Genomic DNA, 14,330 nt, shown 5'->3' with positions numbered 1-14,330 from the left:
TTTCGCATGACCGCAGCCAGATTATTCACTTTCACTACCTTGTTCTGTTTCGGTAATGATCTGATAAAGCTCTTCATCACTCTGTGCGGATCGCAGGCGTCGGCAAATCGTTTTGTCAGCCAGACGTTTCGCTACCAAAGACAAAGTATGCAAATGCGTTTTTGTTTGATCCGCAGGAACAAGCAGCGCAAACATCAGGTCAACCGGCTGATTATCAATAGCATCAAAGGCGATAGGGGTTTCCAGTTTAATAAAGACCCCGACAGCACGAGTGGTATCTTCTTCCAGTTTTCCATGAGGAATGGCGATACCATTACCGATACCGGTACTCCCCATACGTTCGCGCGTCAACACTGCCTCAAACACCACTTGTGGTGGCAGGCCGAGTTGTTTTGCTGCCAGTTCACTGATGATTTCCAGCGCACGTTTTTTACTCTGGCAATGTACATTGGTACGGGTACATTCCTTGTTCAGGACATTACTAAGTTGTAGAGCAGAATCGTTGTTCATCATAAGTTCACCTAAGCACCCTGTTATGCTAACGGCCCGTTACGCTATGCAACGAGCCGTCTATATCCATCATCCTTCAAGCTGCAGCCAACACCCCTGCAACTCGAATGCTAATGGATATATGCTTGTACAGTTGCCCGGATTATCAGTGTTGTTTTAGTTTATCTTTATGTTTGGTTAACTGGCGTGCCAGTTTATCAATCAAACCATCAATCGCCGCATACATATCCTGGCCTTCCGCGCTGGCATGAATTTCACCACCATTTACATGTAGCGTTGCATCGGCAATATGCGTGACTTTTTCCACTTTTAACACAATATAGACTTGGTTAATTCTTTCGAAGTACTGCTCCAGTTTGGCAAACTTCGTACTCACAAAATCGCGTAGTGCGTCAGTGATTTCGACGTTATGTCCTGTAATGTTGAGCTGCATAGTGTCTTCCTTATCGGTTAAGTCAAACCAATTGCTTACGCTGATTTGACGGTGGTATGGATAAAGACTCTCGGTACTTCGCAACGGTGCGGCGTGCCACCATGATCCCCTGATCCGATAGCATAGTCGTTAACTTGCTATCACTCAGGGGTTTCGCAGGGTTTTCCGCAGCAATTAATTTCTTCACCAATGCACGAATTGCCGTCGAGGAGGCTTCACCTCCACCTTCGGTATTTACGTGGCTTGAGAAGAAATACTTCAATTCAAATATGCCGCGTGGGCTATGCAGATATTTCTGCGTGGTCACACGGGAAATGGTCGATTCATGCATTTCGACCACCTGGGCGATATCAGCGAGAACCATCGGTTTCATGTGTTCTTCGCCAAGTTCAAAAAAGCCCTGCTGTTGCTCTACAATGCAGCGGCTGACGCGCAGCAGCGTGTCGTTCCTGCTTTCCAGACTTTTAATCAGCCATTTTGCTTCTTGTAAGTTACTGCGAATAAACTGCGAGTCGCTGTCATTGCGGGCGTTGGTGCCCATCGCAGCATACTGCTGATTTATTTTCAAACGTGGAATGCTGTCAGCGTTCAGTTCTACCGTCCAGCGACCCTGTATTTTTTTCACCAGGACATCCGGAATGACATATTCCGGTTCGCTGGTCTGAATAGATTGTCCTGGGCGTGGGTCAAGAGATTGAATCAGGCACATTGCCTCTTTCAATACTTCCTCTTTCAGACGCGTGACGCGCATCAGGCTGCGGAAGTCATGGTTAGCGAGCAGATCCAGGTGATCGCTGACAATCAAGCGGGCTTCCGTTAGCCACGGTGTTTCGCGGGCAAATTGCGAAAGCTGTATAAGCAGGCAATCGCGCAGATCGCGTGCGGCGACACCAACAGGATCGAAACGTTGTACGCGTTTGAGTACCGCTTCCACTTCGTCGAGGGTGATTTCGTCATCACCCATGCTTTCCAGAATTTCTTCCAGAGAGACTGTGAGGTAACCCATTTCGTCAACGGCATCGACAATAGACGTAGCTATCGCTGTGTCGGTGTCTGAAAACGGGGTGAGATCGACCTGCCACATTAAATAATCTTGCAGCGTTTGTGTCGTTTCACCCTGATAAACCGGCAGTTCATCGTCAATGTAATCTGTTCCGGTTCCTGATGGCGTGCCCGCGGTGTAGATTTCATCCCAGCTGGCATCCAGTGGTAACTCGTCGGGCATCTCTTTTTGTTCAAGTGCCTCACGAGTGTCTAACGCTTCATCTTCACGAACTTCCTGAGTATCAATTTCTTCATGCAGATCGGTTTGCTCAAGCAGTGGGTTACTTTCCAGTGCTTGCTGAAGTTCTTGCTGTAGCTCTAACGTCGACAGTTGCAACAGACGAATTGCCTGCTGTAACTGGGGGGTCATAGCAAGTTGTTGGCTAAGCCTTAATTGCAAACCTTGCTTCATATTCAGAGCGAGCTTCCTCAGGTGTATACCCTACATATTTCGAGTTGCCAGTGCGTGGGTAACCCGAATGATGCGGAGTATTAATAGTTATGCGTCCTACCCTATCAGAGTCTGAACTCTTCGCCCAGATACACGCGCTTAACGTGCTCGTCTTCCAGGATCTCAGCTGGAGTGCCATGGGCGATTAAATGGCCCTGGCTTACGATGTAGGCACGTTCGCAAACAGCCAACGTTTCACGTACGTTATGGTCAGTAATCAGCACTCCGAGCCCGCTGTCGCGCAGGTGCTCAATGATTCGTTTGATGTCGATGACAGAAATTGGGTCAACACCAGCAAAAGGTTCATCCAGAAGAATAAATTTTGGATTAGCCGCAAGTGCGCGGGCAATTTCGACACGACGACGCTCACCACCAGACAATGACTGCCCGAGGTTATTGCGCAAATGTTCGATGTGGAACTCTTCCATCAGCTCATTGGCGCGGTCTTCACGCTGCTCAACAGACAAGTCGTCGCGGATTTGCAGCACTGCCATCAAGTTATCGAACACACTTAAACGACGGAAAATCGATGCTTCTTGCGGTAAGTAGCCGATTCCTCGACGAGCACGAGCATGTAATGGCAGCAGGCTAATATCTTCATCATCAATAATGATGTTGCCTGCATCACGCGGCACAATGCCAACCACCATGTAAAAGGTTGTGGTTTTCCCTGCACCGTTCGGGCCAAGTAATCCCACAATTTCACCAGACTTAACAGTCAGGCTGACATCTTCAACGACGCGGCGGCCTTTGTAGGCTTTGGCGAGATTTTTTGCAATTAAAGTAGCCATAACGAATTAGTTACTCTTTTTCTGCGCAGGGGCTGGTGCCGGAGCCTGGCCGTCTTTTTTCTGCAACTGAGATGGGACCAGAACGGTCGTGACACGTTTACCTTTTTCGCTAAAGGCCTGCATCTTCTGTTCTTTTACCAGGTAAGTAATTTTGTCGCCTTTGATATTGCTATCCAATTGTTCCAGATATGCATTTCCGGTCAGCACGACGAAATCATTTTGTAGCTCATAGTGCATGGTAGACGCGTGGCCTTTAACTGGCTTACCGCTATCCTGCATCTGATAGAAAGTGGCAGGATTACCATAGCCATCAATGACTTCCTTGCCTTCTTCACCGCCAGGACGAGTCACAACTACTTTATCGGCGTTAATTTTGATACTGCCTTGTGTCACGATCACATTGCCAGTAAAGGTGACGACGTTACCTTGCATATCCAGCGACTGTTGGTCAGATTCAATGTGAATCGGCTGGTCGGTATCACCGGTCAGCGCAAATGCCGAAAAACTGGCGGCTAAAAGCGTACTGGTTAGTACTAAATTACGGCTGAGTTTGTTTATTTGGGATTTCATAGGATGTTCTAACCTTTTCAATCAGCTCGGCATTTTTGCTGCGTAAGTTTCCACGCATTTTGAGGCCGGTGGAGTTAAAGCTGGTTCCATACAAGGTTACCTGGTCATCAGAGGCAACATCCTGAGTGACTAAATTAACCTGCGCATTGTCCGTGGTAATTTTGCGTAGCTGAGAGTCTGGTGTAAGAGCGGTCAGCACCACATTCCCATACAAATACAGCATCCGATCGTTAGTAAGTTTGGCGCGATCTGCTCGTAATGACCAGGTTGCAACTTTGTTTTCGTCGTACTGCGTCATCACTGGGTTGGTGAACCACGAAATGGCGGTGTCGGAAAAATATTCAACGTGTTCCGCAACCAACCGATAATTCAGAGCCCCTTCCGGACTGTAGGCGAGGGTCGTGGAATGTTCACTTTGATAGGTTGGCTCGTTGCTGCTTACCGTCGGTTGAACAACGGTATCTTTATCGGCCAGATTTACGCCAATCAATATCAATACCAGCAATGAAAGCAGGATGATAACCCAACGTCTGGTATTACTCATATAGATAGCCCTTTGGCCTCATCAAGCTTTCCTTGTGCCAGTAACAGGAGATCACACACTTCGCGAACCGCCCCACGCCCGCCAGCAATGCGTGTCACATAGTCGGCACGAGGAATAAGCAAAGGATGAGCATCGGAAACCGCAACGCTCAAACCCACTTTAGCCATAACTGGCCAGTCGATTAAGTCATCACCAACATAAGCGACGTGCTCCGCTGGGATAGCGAGTTTCTCTAATAGGTCATCAAAAGCCACAAGCTTGTCAGATTGCCCTTGATAGAGATGGGTAATACCCAGCGTTTCACACCGGTCTTCAAGAAGCTTTGCTTTGCGGCCAGTAATAATCGCAACTTCGATATCAGAAGTCAGCGCGCAGCGAATCCCGTAGCCGTCACGCACGTTGAATGCTTTCAGCTCTTCGCCGCTATTACCCATGTAAATCAGGCCATCAGACATCACACCGTCAACATCTAAAATAAGCAGGCGCACGTTTGCGGCCCGCTCCATCACGCGCGTGCTTACCGGGCCATAACAGGTGGCAAGTGACGCTTCATGGTTACTCATTAAGGCTAATCCTTTGTTAAACCACGCCAGCGCGTAGCATGTCATGCATATGTACCACACCGAGTAATTGGTCGCCATCTGCAACCAATACCGAGGTAATGTGGCGAGACTGCATCAGATTGAGAGCATCTACCGCCAGTAGTGACGGACGAACTCGAATTCCGCCTGGAGTCATGACATCTGCGATATTCACGGAGTGGAGGTCCACGCCCATATCAAAGACACGGCGTAAATCGCCATCCGTGAAGATCCCTTCGATTTTCATCAAAGAGTCACAAATCACGGTCATCCCCATATTTTTACGCGTAATTTCCAGTAATGCATCGCGCAATGACGCATCTTTACTGACATGTGGGATCTCATTACCGCTGTGCATGATATCGCTAACGCGTAGTAACAGTTTACGACCCAATGCGCCGCCTGGGTGAGAAAGTGCAAAATCTTCTGCGGTAAAGCCACGAGCTTTAAGCAACGCAACGGCAAGAGCATCACCCATCACCAGAGTTGCTGTGGTGCTTGAGGTTGGGGCCAGGCCAAGTGGGCAGGCCTCTTGCGGTACTTTGACACACAAATGGACATCAGCCGCTTTGCCCATGGAGCTTTCCGGGCGGCTGGTGATGCAGATGAGTGGAACCTGTAAGCGCTTGAGAACCGGAATCAGTGCCAGAATTTCGTTTGACTCACCGGAGTTTGAAATCGCGATAACAATATCTTGTGCGCTTACCATTCCGAGATCGCCGTGGCTTGCTTCACCTGGATGGACGAAGAATGACGGTGTGCCGGTGCTGGCAAAGGTCGCTGCCATCTTCTTACCGATGTGGCCGGACTTGCCCATGCCCATAACGACGACTTTACCTTTGCAATAAAACATTTTTTCACAGGCCGCAGAGAAGTCTGTGTTGATGTATTGCTCAAGTTGATCCAGGCCTTCACGTTCGATCTTCAGGACTTCTTTGCCTGCTTCTTGAAAGTCAAAACCCGGTTGTAAATCTATCTGTGACATAATTTCCGTTCCGTTTTACCCAACGACCGGTGATGCAACAAACCACAGCACCACAATCCATACGAAGAAGCTACATGTTAACAGAGCACCGACCGTCTTGCCGATAGAGCGAGACTTACGCCAGCAAAGTACGGCGAAAATGGCACTGACTACCAACATCACCCAATAGTCTCGTGCAAAAGCAAGAGGGTTGATTTCGCCCGGTGCGATTAACGCAGGAATACCCAGTACCAGAACAATATTGAAAATGTTCGAGCCAATGATATTGCCAATCGCAATATCATCTTCGCCTTTACGTGCACCCGCTATGGTTGTTGCAAGCTCAGGCAGGCTAGTGCCAACCGAAATAATCGTCAGGCCAATCACTAACTCACTTACACCAAAGTAATGTGCCAACACGCTGGCGTTATCGATAACCATGCGCGTGGCCATTGGCATAATAATGAGGGCAACGGCGAGCCACAAAAATGCGACGGGACGGCTCCCTTCACGAGGAAGCTCTGACAACTGCTCACGCGTCAGTTTGTCGGTACCTTCATTTCCGGCAAGGCGCGCTATTTTAATCGTAAACAGCAGATACGCCACCGCTACAGTAATTAAAATAACACCATCAACAACGCTTAACTGGTTGTCAAAAAGTAGCCAGCCAATAATGGCGCTGACGACTAACATTAGGGGTAATTCGCGCCTAAGAATATCGGAATTCACGGTAAATGGATGCAAAAGGGCGGCTAAGCCAAGAATGAGCAAAATATTGGTGATATTTGAGCCTAATGCCGTTCCTACCGCTAAATCTAACTGGCCATGAAAGGCCGCAGAACTGGCAACGATGAGTTCAGGTAACGAAGTGCCGATACTGACGACCGTCAAGCCGATCAGCAGCGGGGGAACCCCAAAACTGCGGCAAAGTATTGATGCGGCAAACACGAGTCGGTCGGCACCATAGACGACCAAAAGCAAACCAATAATTAACAGAGCTGTAGCTAACAGCATGCAAAATCCTTAATTCAGGTATAATCGCCGGTCTTGTGCTGTGAAAGTACCGGCAGAGCATACAGATCTGTAGGGCCGGGCAAGATTCTTAATTCTGACTTTATGTGGCAGAAAAGTAAAACAAATGCCAGTTTTCGCTAATATGGACAGGTAATATTCTGTAAGGATATTAGGTTGGAACTGAGTTTCCAATTAATGCTTCGTCCGTGAACTTGATAAAAGGAAATACGATGAGCCAGACGCAGACGAATCTGGTCGAAATTCGCGGTGTGAGTTTTACTCGCGGTAGTCGGCGCATCTTTGACAATATTTCCCTGAACGTGCCACGGGGTAAAATTACCGCCATAATGGGGCCGTCAGGTATTGGCAAAACAACTTTATTGCGGTTGATAGGCGGTCAAATTCAACCTGACAGCGGTGAAATCCTGTTTGACGGTGAAAACGTACCGGCCATGTCGCGCTCGCGTTTATACACTGTTCGTAAACGCATGAGTATGCTGTTCCAGTCTGGCGCGCTGTTTACTGACCTGAATGTCTTTGAAAATGTGGCCTACCCACTGCGTGAACATCGCCGCTTGCCGGAAGAGTTGCTGCGCAGCACCGTGATGATGAAGCTTGAGGCGGTGGGATTACGTGGTGCCGCTAAACTGATGCCGAACGAACTCTCTGGCGGCATGGCCCGACGTGCAGCCCTCGCTCGCGCCATCGCTCTCGAACCCGATTTGATCATGTTTGATGAGCCATTTGTTGGCCAGGATCCTATTACAATGGGGGTGTTGGTCAAACTGATTTCAGAATTGAATAGCGCCCTGGGTGTGACTTGTATCGTGGTTTCTCACGACGTGCCTGAAGTGCTGAGTATTGCCGATTACGCCTATATTGCAGCGGATCAGCACATTGTGGCTGAAGGAACCCCTGCGGCTCTGCGTGAAAATTGCGACCCGCGGGTGCGCCAGTTCCTCGATGGTATTGCCGATGGGCCAGTACCGTTCCGCTATCCGGCGATGGATTATCGGAATGACTTATTATCAGAAACAGGGAGTTAAGTTGCTCATGTTCTTTAATGCACTGGCAGCATTCGGACGGCGGGGATTGAAAACCTGCGCGTCATTTGGCCGGGCTGGGATAATGCTTTTCAATGCGGTGGTGGGGAAACCTGAATTCCGCAAACACACACCGTTGCTTATTCGCCAACTGTATAACGTCGGCGTGCTCTCGCTGATTATCATTATTGTTTCTGGCTTGTTTATCGGCATGGTGCTTGGTCTGCAAGGCTACCTGGTTTTGACGACCTACAGTGCGGAATCAAGCCTCGGCATGCTGGTCGCCTTGTCTTTACTGCGAGAGCTTGGTCCTGTCGTCGCAGCACTTCTGTTCGCCGGGCGCGCTGGCTCAGCGCTGACCGCAGAAATCGGCCTGATGAAGGCAACAGAACAACTCTCCAGTATGGAAATGATGGCGGTTGATCCTTTACGTCGAGTCGTTTCGCCTCGTTTTTGGGCGGGTGTAATTTCATTGCCATTGCTGACGCTTATTTTTGTCGCAGTGGGTATTTGGGGTGGCGCGCTGGTGGGGGTGAACTGGAAGGGCATCGACTCAGGCTTCTTCTGGTCTGCAATGCAAAATGCCGTCAACTGGCGTACTGATTTGGTTAACTGTGTCATCAAAAGTGTCGTGTTTGCGATAACAGTAACCTGGATTGCGTTATTCAATGGCTACGATGCTATTCCAACGTCCGCAGGGATTAGCCGGGCAACAACACGAACCGTTGTGCACGCTTCATTGGCCGTTTTAGGTCTGGATTTTGTGCTCACAGCACTGATGTTTGGGAATTAAGTTCATGCAAACTAAGAAATTTGAAACTGGGGTTGGAGCATTTTTAATTATTGCGCTGGCAGCCATCGTATTCTTGTGTCTGAAAGTGGCGAACGTTACCTCGCTGCGCAACGAGCCAACTTACCGGATTTATGCGACCTTTGATAACATTGGTAGCCTGAAAACGGGTTCTCCGTTGCGCCTTGGCGGTGTGGTGATAGGGAGAGTTGACGATATTACTCTGGATCCGAAAACGTACTTACCTCGTGTTACCCTGGATATTGAAAAACGCTATGACCATATTCCTGACACCAGTTCACTGGCTATCCGCACTTCGGGTTTGCTGGGTGAGCAGTATCTGGCATTAAACCTCGGTTTTGATGACCCAGAACTCGGCTCATCTATCCTGAAAGAAGGCGGGACGATTCAGGATACGAAATCAGCTCTGGTGCTGGAGGACCTGATTGGCCAATTCCTGTATAAGAGCGGAAATGGTGATAATCAGAATTCAGGGGATACCCCATCGCAGGATTCAGAGAATAATAGTGCAGCGCCACAGCCTGGCACCACGCACTAATCTAAGAGGAAAAGTGTTATGTTTAAACGACTTATCATGATTGCTATGCTGGTCATCGCGCCGCTGGCAAATGCTGCGGATCAAAGTAACCCTTACAAATTGATGGGTGAAGCGGCGCAAAAAACTTTTGACCGTCTTAAAAATGAGCAACCTAAAATTCGCCAAAACCCTGACTACCTGCGCGAGGTCGTTGGCCAGGAGCTGTTACCTTATGTACAGGTTAAATACGCAGGGGCTCTGGTTCTGGGGCGTTACTATAAAGATGCGACACCTGCACAACGTGATGCCTATTTCAAAGCATTCGAAGAATACCTGAAACAAGCTTATGGCCAGGCTCTTGCCATGTATAACGGGCAGTCCTACCAAATTGCCCCTGAGCAGCCGCTGGGTGATGCCACTATCGTTGCAATTCGTGTAACCATCATCGATCCAAACGGTCGTCCGCCGGTACGTCTTGATTTCCAGTGGCGTAAAAACACCCAGACCGGTCATTGGCAAGCGTACGACATGATTGCTGAAGGTGTCAGTATGATCACCACCAAGCAAAATGAGTGGAGTGATATCCTGCGTACCAAAGGTATCGATGGTTTGACGGCGCAACTGCAAACTATCTCCCGCATGCCAATTACACTGGAAGCGAAAAAGTAATGGCGGGTGGGCTTAACTGGCAGCGTGAAGCCGCAACCTTGCACCTGACGGGTGAGCTGGACAGCGATACCGTAGGGCCTTTATGGCGCCAACGTCAGCAAATCATGGCAGGTATCAAGACTCTTAACCTTTCTGGCTTATCTCGTGTAGATACCTCCGGCTTAGCGTTGTTGATTCATCTTGTGGCTTTCTCCAGACGTCAAAACGTTGAAGTGGAGCTTCAGGGAGCCAGTGATAACTTACAGACACTGACTAAACTTTATAACCTACCAGAAGACATCCTCCCTGCATTTGCAGGCTAGTGTTTTCATAGCGTTACTATCGTTGCCCCTGATCTATTAAGATCAGGGGCTTTTTGCTTATTTAAGCTCGCGCCACTTTCCTCTAAGATGTGTGGCTTGTTTCATTAACCGACGAATTATATCCCATGGAAAATCATGAAATTCAGACAGTGCTGATGAACGCACTGCCCCTCCAGGAAGTCCACGTCTCAGGCGATGGCAGCCATTTTCAGGTGATTGCGGTGGGTGAGTTATTCGCCGAGTTAAGTCGCGTGAAGAAGCAACAGACAGTTTATGCGCCATTGATGGAGCTGATTGCTGATAACCGCATTCATGCGGTTTCCATCAAGACCTATACTCCGCAAGAGTGGGATCGCGATCGTAAACTTAATGGTTTTTGAGCAATTCGCCACGGCGGGTTGTAACGACTTGAATTTAAAAGAGAGCAGCTGTAATGGATAAATTTCGTGTTCAGGGGCCAACCCGACTGAGTGGTGAAGTAACGATCTCCGGGGCTAAGAATGCTGCCCTGCCGATCCTCTTCGCTGCTCTGTTGGCCGAAGAGCCAGTTGAGATTCAAAACGTTCCAAAACTGAAAGACATTGATACCACCATGAAGCTGCTAAGCCAACTGGGTACCAAGGTCGAACGTAATGGTTCTGTGTGGATCGATGCCAGCGACGTTAATATTTTCTGTGCGCCGTATGAGTTGGTGAAAACCATGCGTGCTTCTATTTGGGCACTGGGACCGTTGGTTGCGCGTTTTGGCCAGGGTCAGGTTTCTTTGCCGGGCGGTTGTGCAATTGGTGCACGTCCAGTGGACCTGCATATTACAGGTCTTGAGCAGCTGGGCGCCGAAATTAAACTGGAAGAAGGCTACGTTAAAGCTTCTGTTCAGGGGCGCCTGAAAGGTGCGCACATCGTGATGGACAAAGTGAGCGTAGGCGCCACTGTCACCATCATGAGTGCTGCAACTCTTGCTGAAGGCACCACTGTCATTGAAAACGCAGCCCGTGAGCCGGAAATCGTTGATACAGCGAACTTCCTGAATACGTTGGGTGCAAAAATCACGGGCGCAGGCAGCGATCGCATTACCATTGAAGGCGTTAAGCGTCTGGGTGGCGGCGTTTACCGTGTAGTGCCTGACCGCATTGAAACCGGTACTTTCCTGGTTGCTGCGGCGATTTCTGGCGGCAAAATTATTTGCCGTAATGCTAAACCAGACACGCTTGATGCTGTGCTGGCGAAGCTGCGCGAAGCGGGTGGCGATATCGAAGTGGGCGAGGATTGGGTTAGCCTGGATATGCACGGCAAGCGCCCTAAAGGTGTCACCGTGCGTACTGCTCCGCACCCAGGTTTCCCGACTGATATGCAAGCACAGTTCACTCTGTTGAACCTGGTTGCAGAAGGTACAGGTGTTATCACCGAAACCATTTTTGAAAACCGCTTCATGCACGTCCCAGAACTGATTCGTATGGGTGCACATGCAGAGATTGAAAGTAACACAGTGATTTGCCACGGCGTTGAAAAACTGTCTGGTGCACAAGTGATGGCAACCGACCTGCGTGCTTCAGCAAGCCTGGTGCTGGCTGGCTGTATCGCTGAAGGGACCACTGTAGTTGATCGTATTTACCATATTGATCGTGGCTACGAGCGTATTGAAGATAAACTTCAAGCGCTGGGTGCGCAGATTGAGCGTGTGAAAGGTAGTGGCGGCGAATAATTTTCGTTGTTAAAAGAGAAAACCGGGCATGCCCGGTTTTTTTATCGCTTACGCATTAATTTTGCACGATTAATTAACTGATTAGTTTGTGGATCATAATAGCGTGAAGGCCAAATCATCCACGGAGAAATATCCAGTGCCTGTGCGATAATCAATTCTCCCTTTGGCCACGGACGCGTCAACGCGTTAGCGAGGGTCGATGAGCTTAGCCCCGCTTTTCGTGATTCAGCCGCCAGAGATGTTCCCCGTTTACGTAGCCCTGCGATGATGTCTGCTGGGTGCCAGTCAGAATTTTTACTTTCCATGTCTCTCCCTGTAACCGCTTAATTTACCGGTTTAATCAAAGGAAGTTATAGCATAGTGATAATTCAAAAGATTCCAATAATTGCGTGAAAAATCAAATCTGTGTATTTCCACACAAAGTGAATGAAAATCAATGAAAACAGTGTGGTGGGGATGTGGTAGGAGAAAGAGTGGGGTGATTTATTGGAAACTTAGCGCGCCTTTTAACGGCGCGCTAAAAAGTTTAGCGGTCGCGCTGAACGGCCATATGAGCCAAAGCAATCAACGCGTGTTTATGCTCGCTTTCTGGCAGGATATTCAGGGCAGCAATCGCTTTGTCAGCTTCCTGCTCTGCTCGTAATTGAGTCCATTCCAGGGAGCCACAGGCCGCCATCGCGTCCAGAACCGGTTGCAGCAAATGACGCCCGTTACCATGTTCAATGGCTTCACGAATCATCTTTTCTTGCTCTGCTGTGCCGTTACGCATTGCGTGCAGGAGCGGGAGAGTAGGCTTGCCTTCGTTAAGGTCATCACCGACATTCTTACCCAGCGTTTGCCCGTCAGCGCTATAGTCCAGCAGGTCATCAATGAGCTGGAATGCGGTACCCAGATAGCGGCCATAATCCTGAAGCGCTTTCTCTTGCTCAGCAGTGGCATCAGCTAAAATACCCGAGCATTGAGCGGCAGCTTCAAACAAACGTGCTGTTTTGCTGTAGATCACCCGCATATAGCTTTCTTCGGTGATATCCGGGTCATTACAGTTCATCAATTGCAGAACTTCGCCTTCCGCAATGACGTTCACCGCTTCTGACATGACCTCAAGCACCTTGAGTGAACCGAGTTGAGTCATCATCTGGAAGGCACGGGTGTAAATAAAATCGCCGACCAGAACACTGGCAGCATTGCCGAACGCTGCGTTGGCCGTGGCCTTACCACGGCGCATATCCGATTCATCTACCACGTCATCGTGTAATAACGTCGCCGTGTGAATAAACTCGATGAGTGCTGCAATATTGACATGCGCATTGCCCTGATAACCGAGCGCACGAGCAGCAAGTACAGCAATCATTGGGCGGATACGCTTACCACCGCCACTGACGATGTAATACCCTAACTGATTGATCAATTGGACATCTGAATTCAACTGTTCAAGGATGACCGCATTGACACCCGCCATATCTTGCGCGGTTAACTCATTAATTTTTTCTAAATTCATCGCAAAATTCTGGCATAAAGTCCTGTTTACCACATGTCTATACGAAATCACGTGAGGGTAGAGGAGTAATAATGTAGTACAGATTGTACTGAAAAAACGAGGCAGATAAACGGCTGGTGTGATGTTGCGTTTTTTTTCTACTCTGTTTCATGACAGGGCTTGTCAAAGGCTCTCGTTTTGCGTAATATTCGCGCCCTATTGTGAATATTTATAGCGCCACCTGAAACATACGTAGGGTGCGTGCGGAAAGCGGAGTTTTATATGTACGCGGTTTTCCAAAGTGGTGGTAAACAACACCGAGTCAGCGAAGGTCAAACCATTCGCCTGGAAAAGCTGGACATCGCAACTGGCGAAGCAGTTGAGTTCGCAGAAGTTCTGATGATCGCTAATGGTGAAGAAATCAAAATCGGCGTTCCTTTCGTCGATGGCGGCGTAATCAAAGCTGAAGTTGTTGCTCATGGTCGTGGCGAGAAAATTAAGATTGTTAAGTTTCGTCGTCGTAAACACTACCGTAAGCAGCAGGGTCATCGTCAGTGGTTCACTGATGTGAAAATCACCGGCATCAGCGCTTAATACAGGGGAGCATATTAAATGGCACATAAAAAGGCTGGCGGCTCTACTCGTAACGGTCGCGATTCCGAAGCTAAACGTCTGGGCGTAAAACGTTTCGGCGGTGAAGCAGTTCTGGCAGGCAGCATTATCGTTCGTCAACGTGGTACTAAATTCCACGCTGGCACAAACGTAGGTTGCGGCAAAGATCATACTCTGTTCGCTTTGACTGACGGTAAAGTTAAGTTCGAAGTTAAAGGTCCGAAAAACCGTAAGTTCATCAGCATCGTTGCTGAATAAGTTTTTCGCGTCCCGGTAACGGATAGAAGCCCCGCAA

Annotated in this window: 20 protein-coding genes; 9 read left to right on the top strand and 11 right to left on the bottom strand. The window is 48.8% G+C overall.

Annotation, left to right across the window (positions count from 1 at the left end):
- Positions 1-21 precede the first annotated feature (21 nt).
- The 9 genes from ptsN to BSPA111_RS08960 all read right to left on the bottom strand — a co-directional run bounded on the left by ptsN (position 22) and on the right by BSPA111_RS08960 (position 6,902).
- Entirely contained in the window at positions 22-513 is a 492-nt protein-coding gene (gene ptsN / locus BSPA111_RS09000; RefSeq protein WP_183270814.1) for a PTS IIA-like nitrogen regulatory protein PtsN, read from the bottom strand.
- A 142-nt stretch (positions 514-655) separates the two neighbouring features.
- Entirely contained in the window at positions 656-943 is a 288-nt protein-coding gene (gene hpf, locus BSPA111_RS08995; RefSeq protein ID WP_183270813.1) for a ribosome hibernation promoting factor, read from the bottom strand.
- 22 nt (positions 944-965) lie between these two features.
- Positions 966-2,399: an RNA polymerase factor sigma-54 gene (rpoN, locus tag BSPA111_RS08990; protein WP_183270812.1), complete on the bottom strand. Its 1,434-nt coding sequence runs from the start codon at positions 2,397-2,399 to the stop codon at positions 966-968.
- A 104-nt stretch (positions 2,400-2,503) separates the two neighbouring features.
- Entirely contained in the window at positions 2,504-3,229 is a 726-nt protein-coding gene (lptB, locus tag BSPA111_RS08985) for an LPS export ABC transporter ATP-binding protein (protein WP_183270811.1), read from the bottom strand.
- A gap of 6 nt (positions 3,230-3,235) precedes the next feature.
- Positions 3,236-3,799, bottom strand: a complete 564-nt coding sequence (gene lptA / locus BSPA111_RS08980) for a lipopolysaccharide ABC transporter substrate-binding protein LptA (protein WP_183270810.1) — start codon at positions 3,797-3,799, stop codon at positions 3,236-3,238.
- The gene (lptC, locus tag BSPA111_RS08975) at positions 3,768-4,343 is read right to left on the bottom strand and encodes an LPS export ABC transporter periplasmic protein LptC (RefSeq protein ID WP_183270808.1); all 576 of its coding nucleotides are present in this window, start codon (positions 4,341-4,343) and stop codon (positions 3,768-3,770) included. The genes lptA and lptC overlap by 32 nt, the downstream gene beginning before the upstream one ends.
- A complete protein-coding gene (gene kdsC, locus BSPA111_RS08970) occupies positions 4,340-4,906 on the bottom strand; it encodes a 3-deoxy-manno-octulosonate-8-phosphatase KdsC (RefSeq protein WP_183270806.1) in 567 nt (188 codons plus the stop codon). Before kdsC ends, lptC begins: the two co-directional genes overlap by 4 nt.
- Before the next feature lie 16 nt (positions 4,907-4,922).
- Positions 4,923-5,909, bottom strand: a complete 987-nt coding sequence (gene kdsD, locus BSPA111_RS08965) for an arabinose-5-phosphate isomerase KdsD (RefSeq protein ID WP_183270805.1) — start codon at positions 5,907-5,909, stop codon at positions 4,923-4,925.
- 15 nt (positions 5,910-5,924) lie between these two features.
- Positions 5,925-6,902 (bottom strand): calcium/sodium antiporter, encoded by a 978-nt coding sequence (locus BSPA111_RS08960; protein ID WP_183270803.1) that lies wholly within the window; start codon positions 6,900-6,902, stop codon positions 5,925-5,927.
- 230 nt (positions 6,903-7,132) lie between these two features.
- Here BSPA111_RS08960 and mlaF point away from each other — a divergent pair, with 230 nt between their 5' ends.
- The 7 genes from mlaF (at position 7,133) to murA (ending at position 11,946) form a co-directional block, all read left to right on the top strand.
- Positions 7,133-7,948 carry a phospholipid ABC transporter ATP-binding protein MlaF gene (gene mlaF / locus BSPA111_RS08955; RefSeq protein WP_183270802.1) on the top strand — a complete coding sequence of 272 codons (816 nt, stop codon included), beginning with the start codon at positions 7,133-7,135 and terminating at the stop codon, positions 7,946-7,948.
- 7 nt (positions 7,949-7,955) lie between these two features.
- Positions 7,956-8,738, top strand: a complete 783-nt coding sequence (gene mlaE / locus BSPA111_RS08950; protein ID WP_183270883.1) for a lipid asymmetry maintenance ABC transporter permease subunit MlaE — start codon at positions 7,956-7,958, stop codon at positions 8,736-8,738.
- Between the two features lie 4 nt (positions 8,739-8,742).
- The gene (mlaD, locus tag BSPA111_RS08945; protein WP_183270801.1) at positions 8,743-9,294 is read left to right on the top strand and encodes an outer membrane lipid asymmetry maintenance protein MlaD; all 552 of its coding nucleotides are present in this window, start codon (positions 8,743-8,745) and stop codon (positions 9,292-9,294) included.
- A gap of 18 nt (positions 9,295-9,312) precedes the next feature.
- On the top strand, positions 9,313-9,942 hold the full coding sequence (gene mlaC, locus BSPA111_RS08940; RefSeq protein WP_183270800.1) for a phospholipid-binding protein MlaC: 630 nt from the start codon (positions 9,313-9,315) through the stop codon (positions 9,940-9,942).
- Positions 9,942-10,244 carry a lipid asymmetry maintenance protein MlaB gene (mlaB, locus tag BSPA111_RS08935; RefSeq protein ID WP_183270799.1) on the top strand — a complete coding sequence of 101 codons (303 nt, stop codon included), beginning with the start codon at positions 9,942-9,944 and terminating at the stop codon, positions 10,242-10,244. Before mlaC ends, mlaB begins: the two co-directional genes overlap by 1 nt.
- 125 nt (positions 10,245-10,369) lie before the next feature.
- Entirely contained in the window at positions 10,370-10,624 is a 255-nt protein-coding gene (gene ibaG, locus BSPA111_RS08930; RefSeq protein WP_034459734.1) for a BolA family iron metabolism protein IbaG, read from the top strand.
- 53 nt (positions 10,625-10,677) lie between these two features.
- On the top strand, positions 10,678-11,946 hold the full coding sequence (gene murA / locus BSPA111_RS08925; RefSeq protein ID WP_183270798.1) for a UDP-N-acetylglucosamine 1-carboxyvinyltransferase: 1,269 nt from the start codon (positions 10,678-10,680) through the stop codon (positions 11,944-11,946).
- A gap of 41 nt (positions 11,947-11,987) precedes the next feature.
- Here murA and sfsB read toward each other — a convergent pair whose 3' ends face one another.
- Positions 11,988-12,251, bottom strand: coding sequence for a DNA-binding transcriptional regulator SfsB (gene sfsB, locus BSPA111_RS08920; RefSeq protein ID WP_183270797.1), 264 nt, complete (start codon positions 12,249-12,251; stop codon positions 11,988-11,990).
- 221 nt (positions 12,252-12,472) lie between these two features.
- Positions 12,473-13,444, bottom strand: coding sequence for an octaprenyl diphosphate synthase (gene ispB / locus BSPA111_RS08915; RefSeq protein ID WP_183270796.1), 972 nt, complete (start codon positions 13,442-13,444; stop codon positions 12,473-12,475).
- A 261-nt stretch (positions 13,445-13,705) separates the two neighbouring features.
- Between ispB and rplU the strand changes: the two genes are divergently transcribed.
- The gene (gene rplU / locus BSPA111_RS08910) at positions 13,706-14,017 is read left to right on the top strand and encodes a 50S ribosomal protein L21 (RefSeq protein WP_034459723.1); all 312 of its coding nucleotides are present in this window, start codon (positions 13,706-13,708) and stop codon (positions 14,015-14,017) included.
- 18 nt (positions 14,018-14,035) lie between these two features.
- On the top strand, positions 14,036-14,293 hold the full coding sequence (rpmA, locus tag BSPA111_RS08905; RefSeq protein ID WP_024549632.1) for a 50S ribosomal protein L27: 258 nt from the start codon (positions 14,036-14,038) through the stop codon (positions 14,291-14,293).
- The last annotated feature ends 37 nt before the right edge of the window (positions 14,294-14,330 follow it).

It is taken from the genome of Buttiauxella sp. A111 (assembly GCF_014189855.1).
Classification (GTDB): Bacteria; Pseudomonadota; Gammaproteobacteria; order Enterobacterales; family Enterobacteriaceae; genus Buttiauxella; species Buttiauxella selenatireducens.
Note: the sequence above shows the minus strand (reverse complement) of the source record. Positions and strands in the feature narration are given on the sequence as shown.

Bases quoted from the DNA above. Each gene is read 5' to 3' on its own strand.
- mlaB (WP_183270799.1), top strand. From the start codon at position 9,942: ATGGCGGGTGGGCTTAACTGGCAGCGTGAAGCCGCAACCTTGCACCTG.
- kdsD (WP_183270805.1), bottom strand. From the start codon at position 5,909: ATGTCACAGATAGATTTACAACCGGGTTTTGACTTTCAAGAAGCAGGC.
- murA (WP_183270798.1), top strand. From the start codon at position 10,678: ATGGATAAATTTCGTGTTCAGGGGCCAACCCGACTGAGTGGTGAAGTA.
- rpmA (WP_024549632.1), top strand. From the start codon at position 14,036: ATGGCACATAAAAAGGCTGGCGGCTCTACTCGTAACGGTCGCGATTCC.
- sfsB (WP_183270797.1), bottom strand. From the start codon at position 12,251: ATGGAAAGTAAAAATTCTGACTGGCACCCAGCAGACATCATCGCAGGG.
- mlaD (WP_183270801.1), top strand. From the start codon at position 8,743: ATGCAAACTAAGAAATTTGAAACTGGGGTTGGAGCATTTTTAATTATT.
- lptB (WP_183270811.1), bottom strand. From the start codon at position 3,229: ATGGCTACTTTAATTGCAAAAAATCTCGCCAAAGCCTACAAAGGCCGC.
- ispB (WP_183270796.1), bottom strand. From the start codon at position 13,444: ATGAATTTAGAAAAAATTAATGAGTTAACCGCGCAAGATATGGCGGGT.
- mlaC (WP_183270800.1), top strand. From the start codon at position 9,313: ATGTTTAAACGACTTATCATGATTGCTATGCTGGTCATCGCGCCGCTG.
- mlaF (WP_183270802.1), top strand. From the start codon at position 7,133: ATGAGCCAGACGCAGACGAATCTGGTCGAAATTCGCGGTGTGAGTTTT.
- lptC (WP_183270808.1), bottom strand. From the start codon at position 4,343: ATGAGTAATACCAGACGTTGGGTTATCATCCTGCTTTCATTGCTGGTA.
- kdsC (WP_183270806.1), bottom strand. From the start codon at position 4,906: ATGAGTAACCATGAAGCGTCACTTGCCACCTGTTATGGCCCGGTAAGC.
- rpoN (WP_183270812.1), bottom strand. From the start codon at position 2,399: ATGAAGCAAGGTTTGCAATTAAGGCTTAGCCAACAACTTGCTATGACC.
- mlaE (WP_183270883.1), top strand. From the start codon at position 7,956: ATGTTCTTTAATGCACTGGCAGCATTCGGACGGCGGGGATTGAAAACC.
- lptA (WP_183270810.1), bottom strand. From the start codon at position 3,799: ATGAAATCCCAAATAAACAAACTCAGCCGTAATTTAGTACTAACCAGT.
- rplU (WP_034459723.1), top strand. From the start codon at position 13,706: ATGTACGCGGTTTTCCAAAGTGGTGGTAAACAACACCGAGTCAGCGAA.
- ibaG (WP_034459734.1), top strand. From the start codon at position 10,370: ATGGAAAATCATGAAATTCAGACAGTGCTGATGAACGCACTGCCCCTC.
- hpf (WP_183270813.1), bottom strand. From the start codon at position 943: ATGCAGCTCAACATTACAGGACATAACGTCGAAATCACTGACGCACTA.
- BSPA111_RS08960 (WP_183270803.1), bottom strand. From the start codon at position 6,902: ATGCTGTTAGCTACAGCTCTGTTAATTATTGGTTTGCTTTTGGTCGTC.
- ptsN (WP_183270814.1), bottom strand. From the start codon at position 513: ATGATGAACAACGATTCTGCTCTACAACTTAGTAATGTCCTGAACAAG.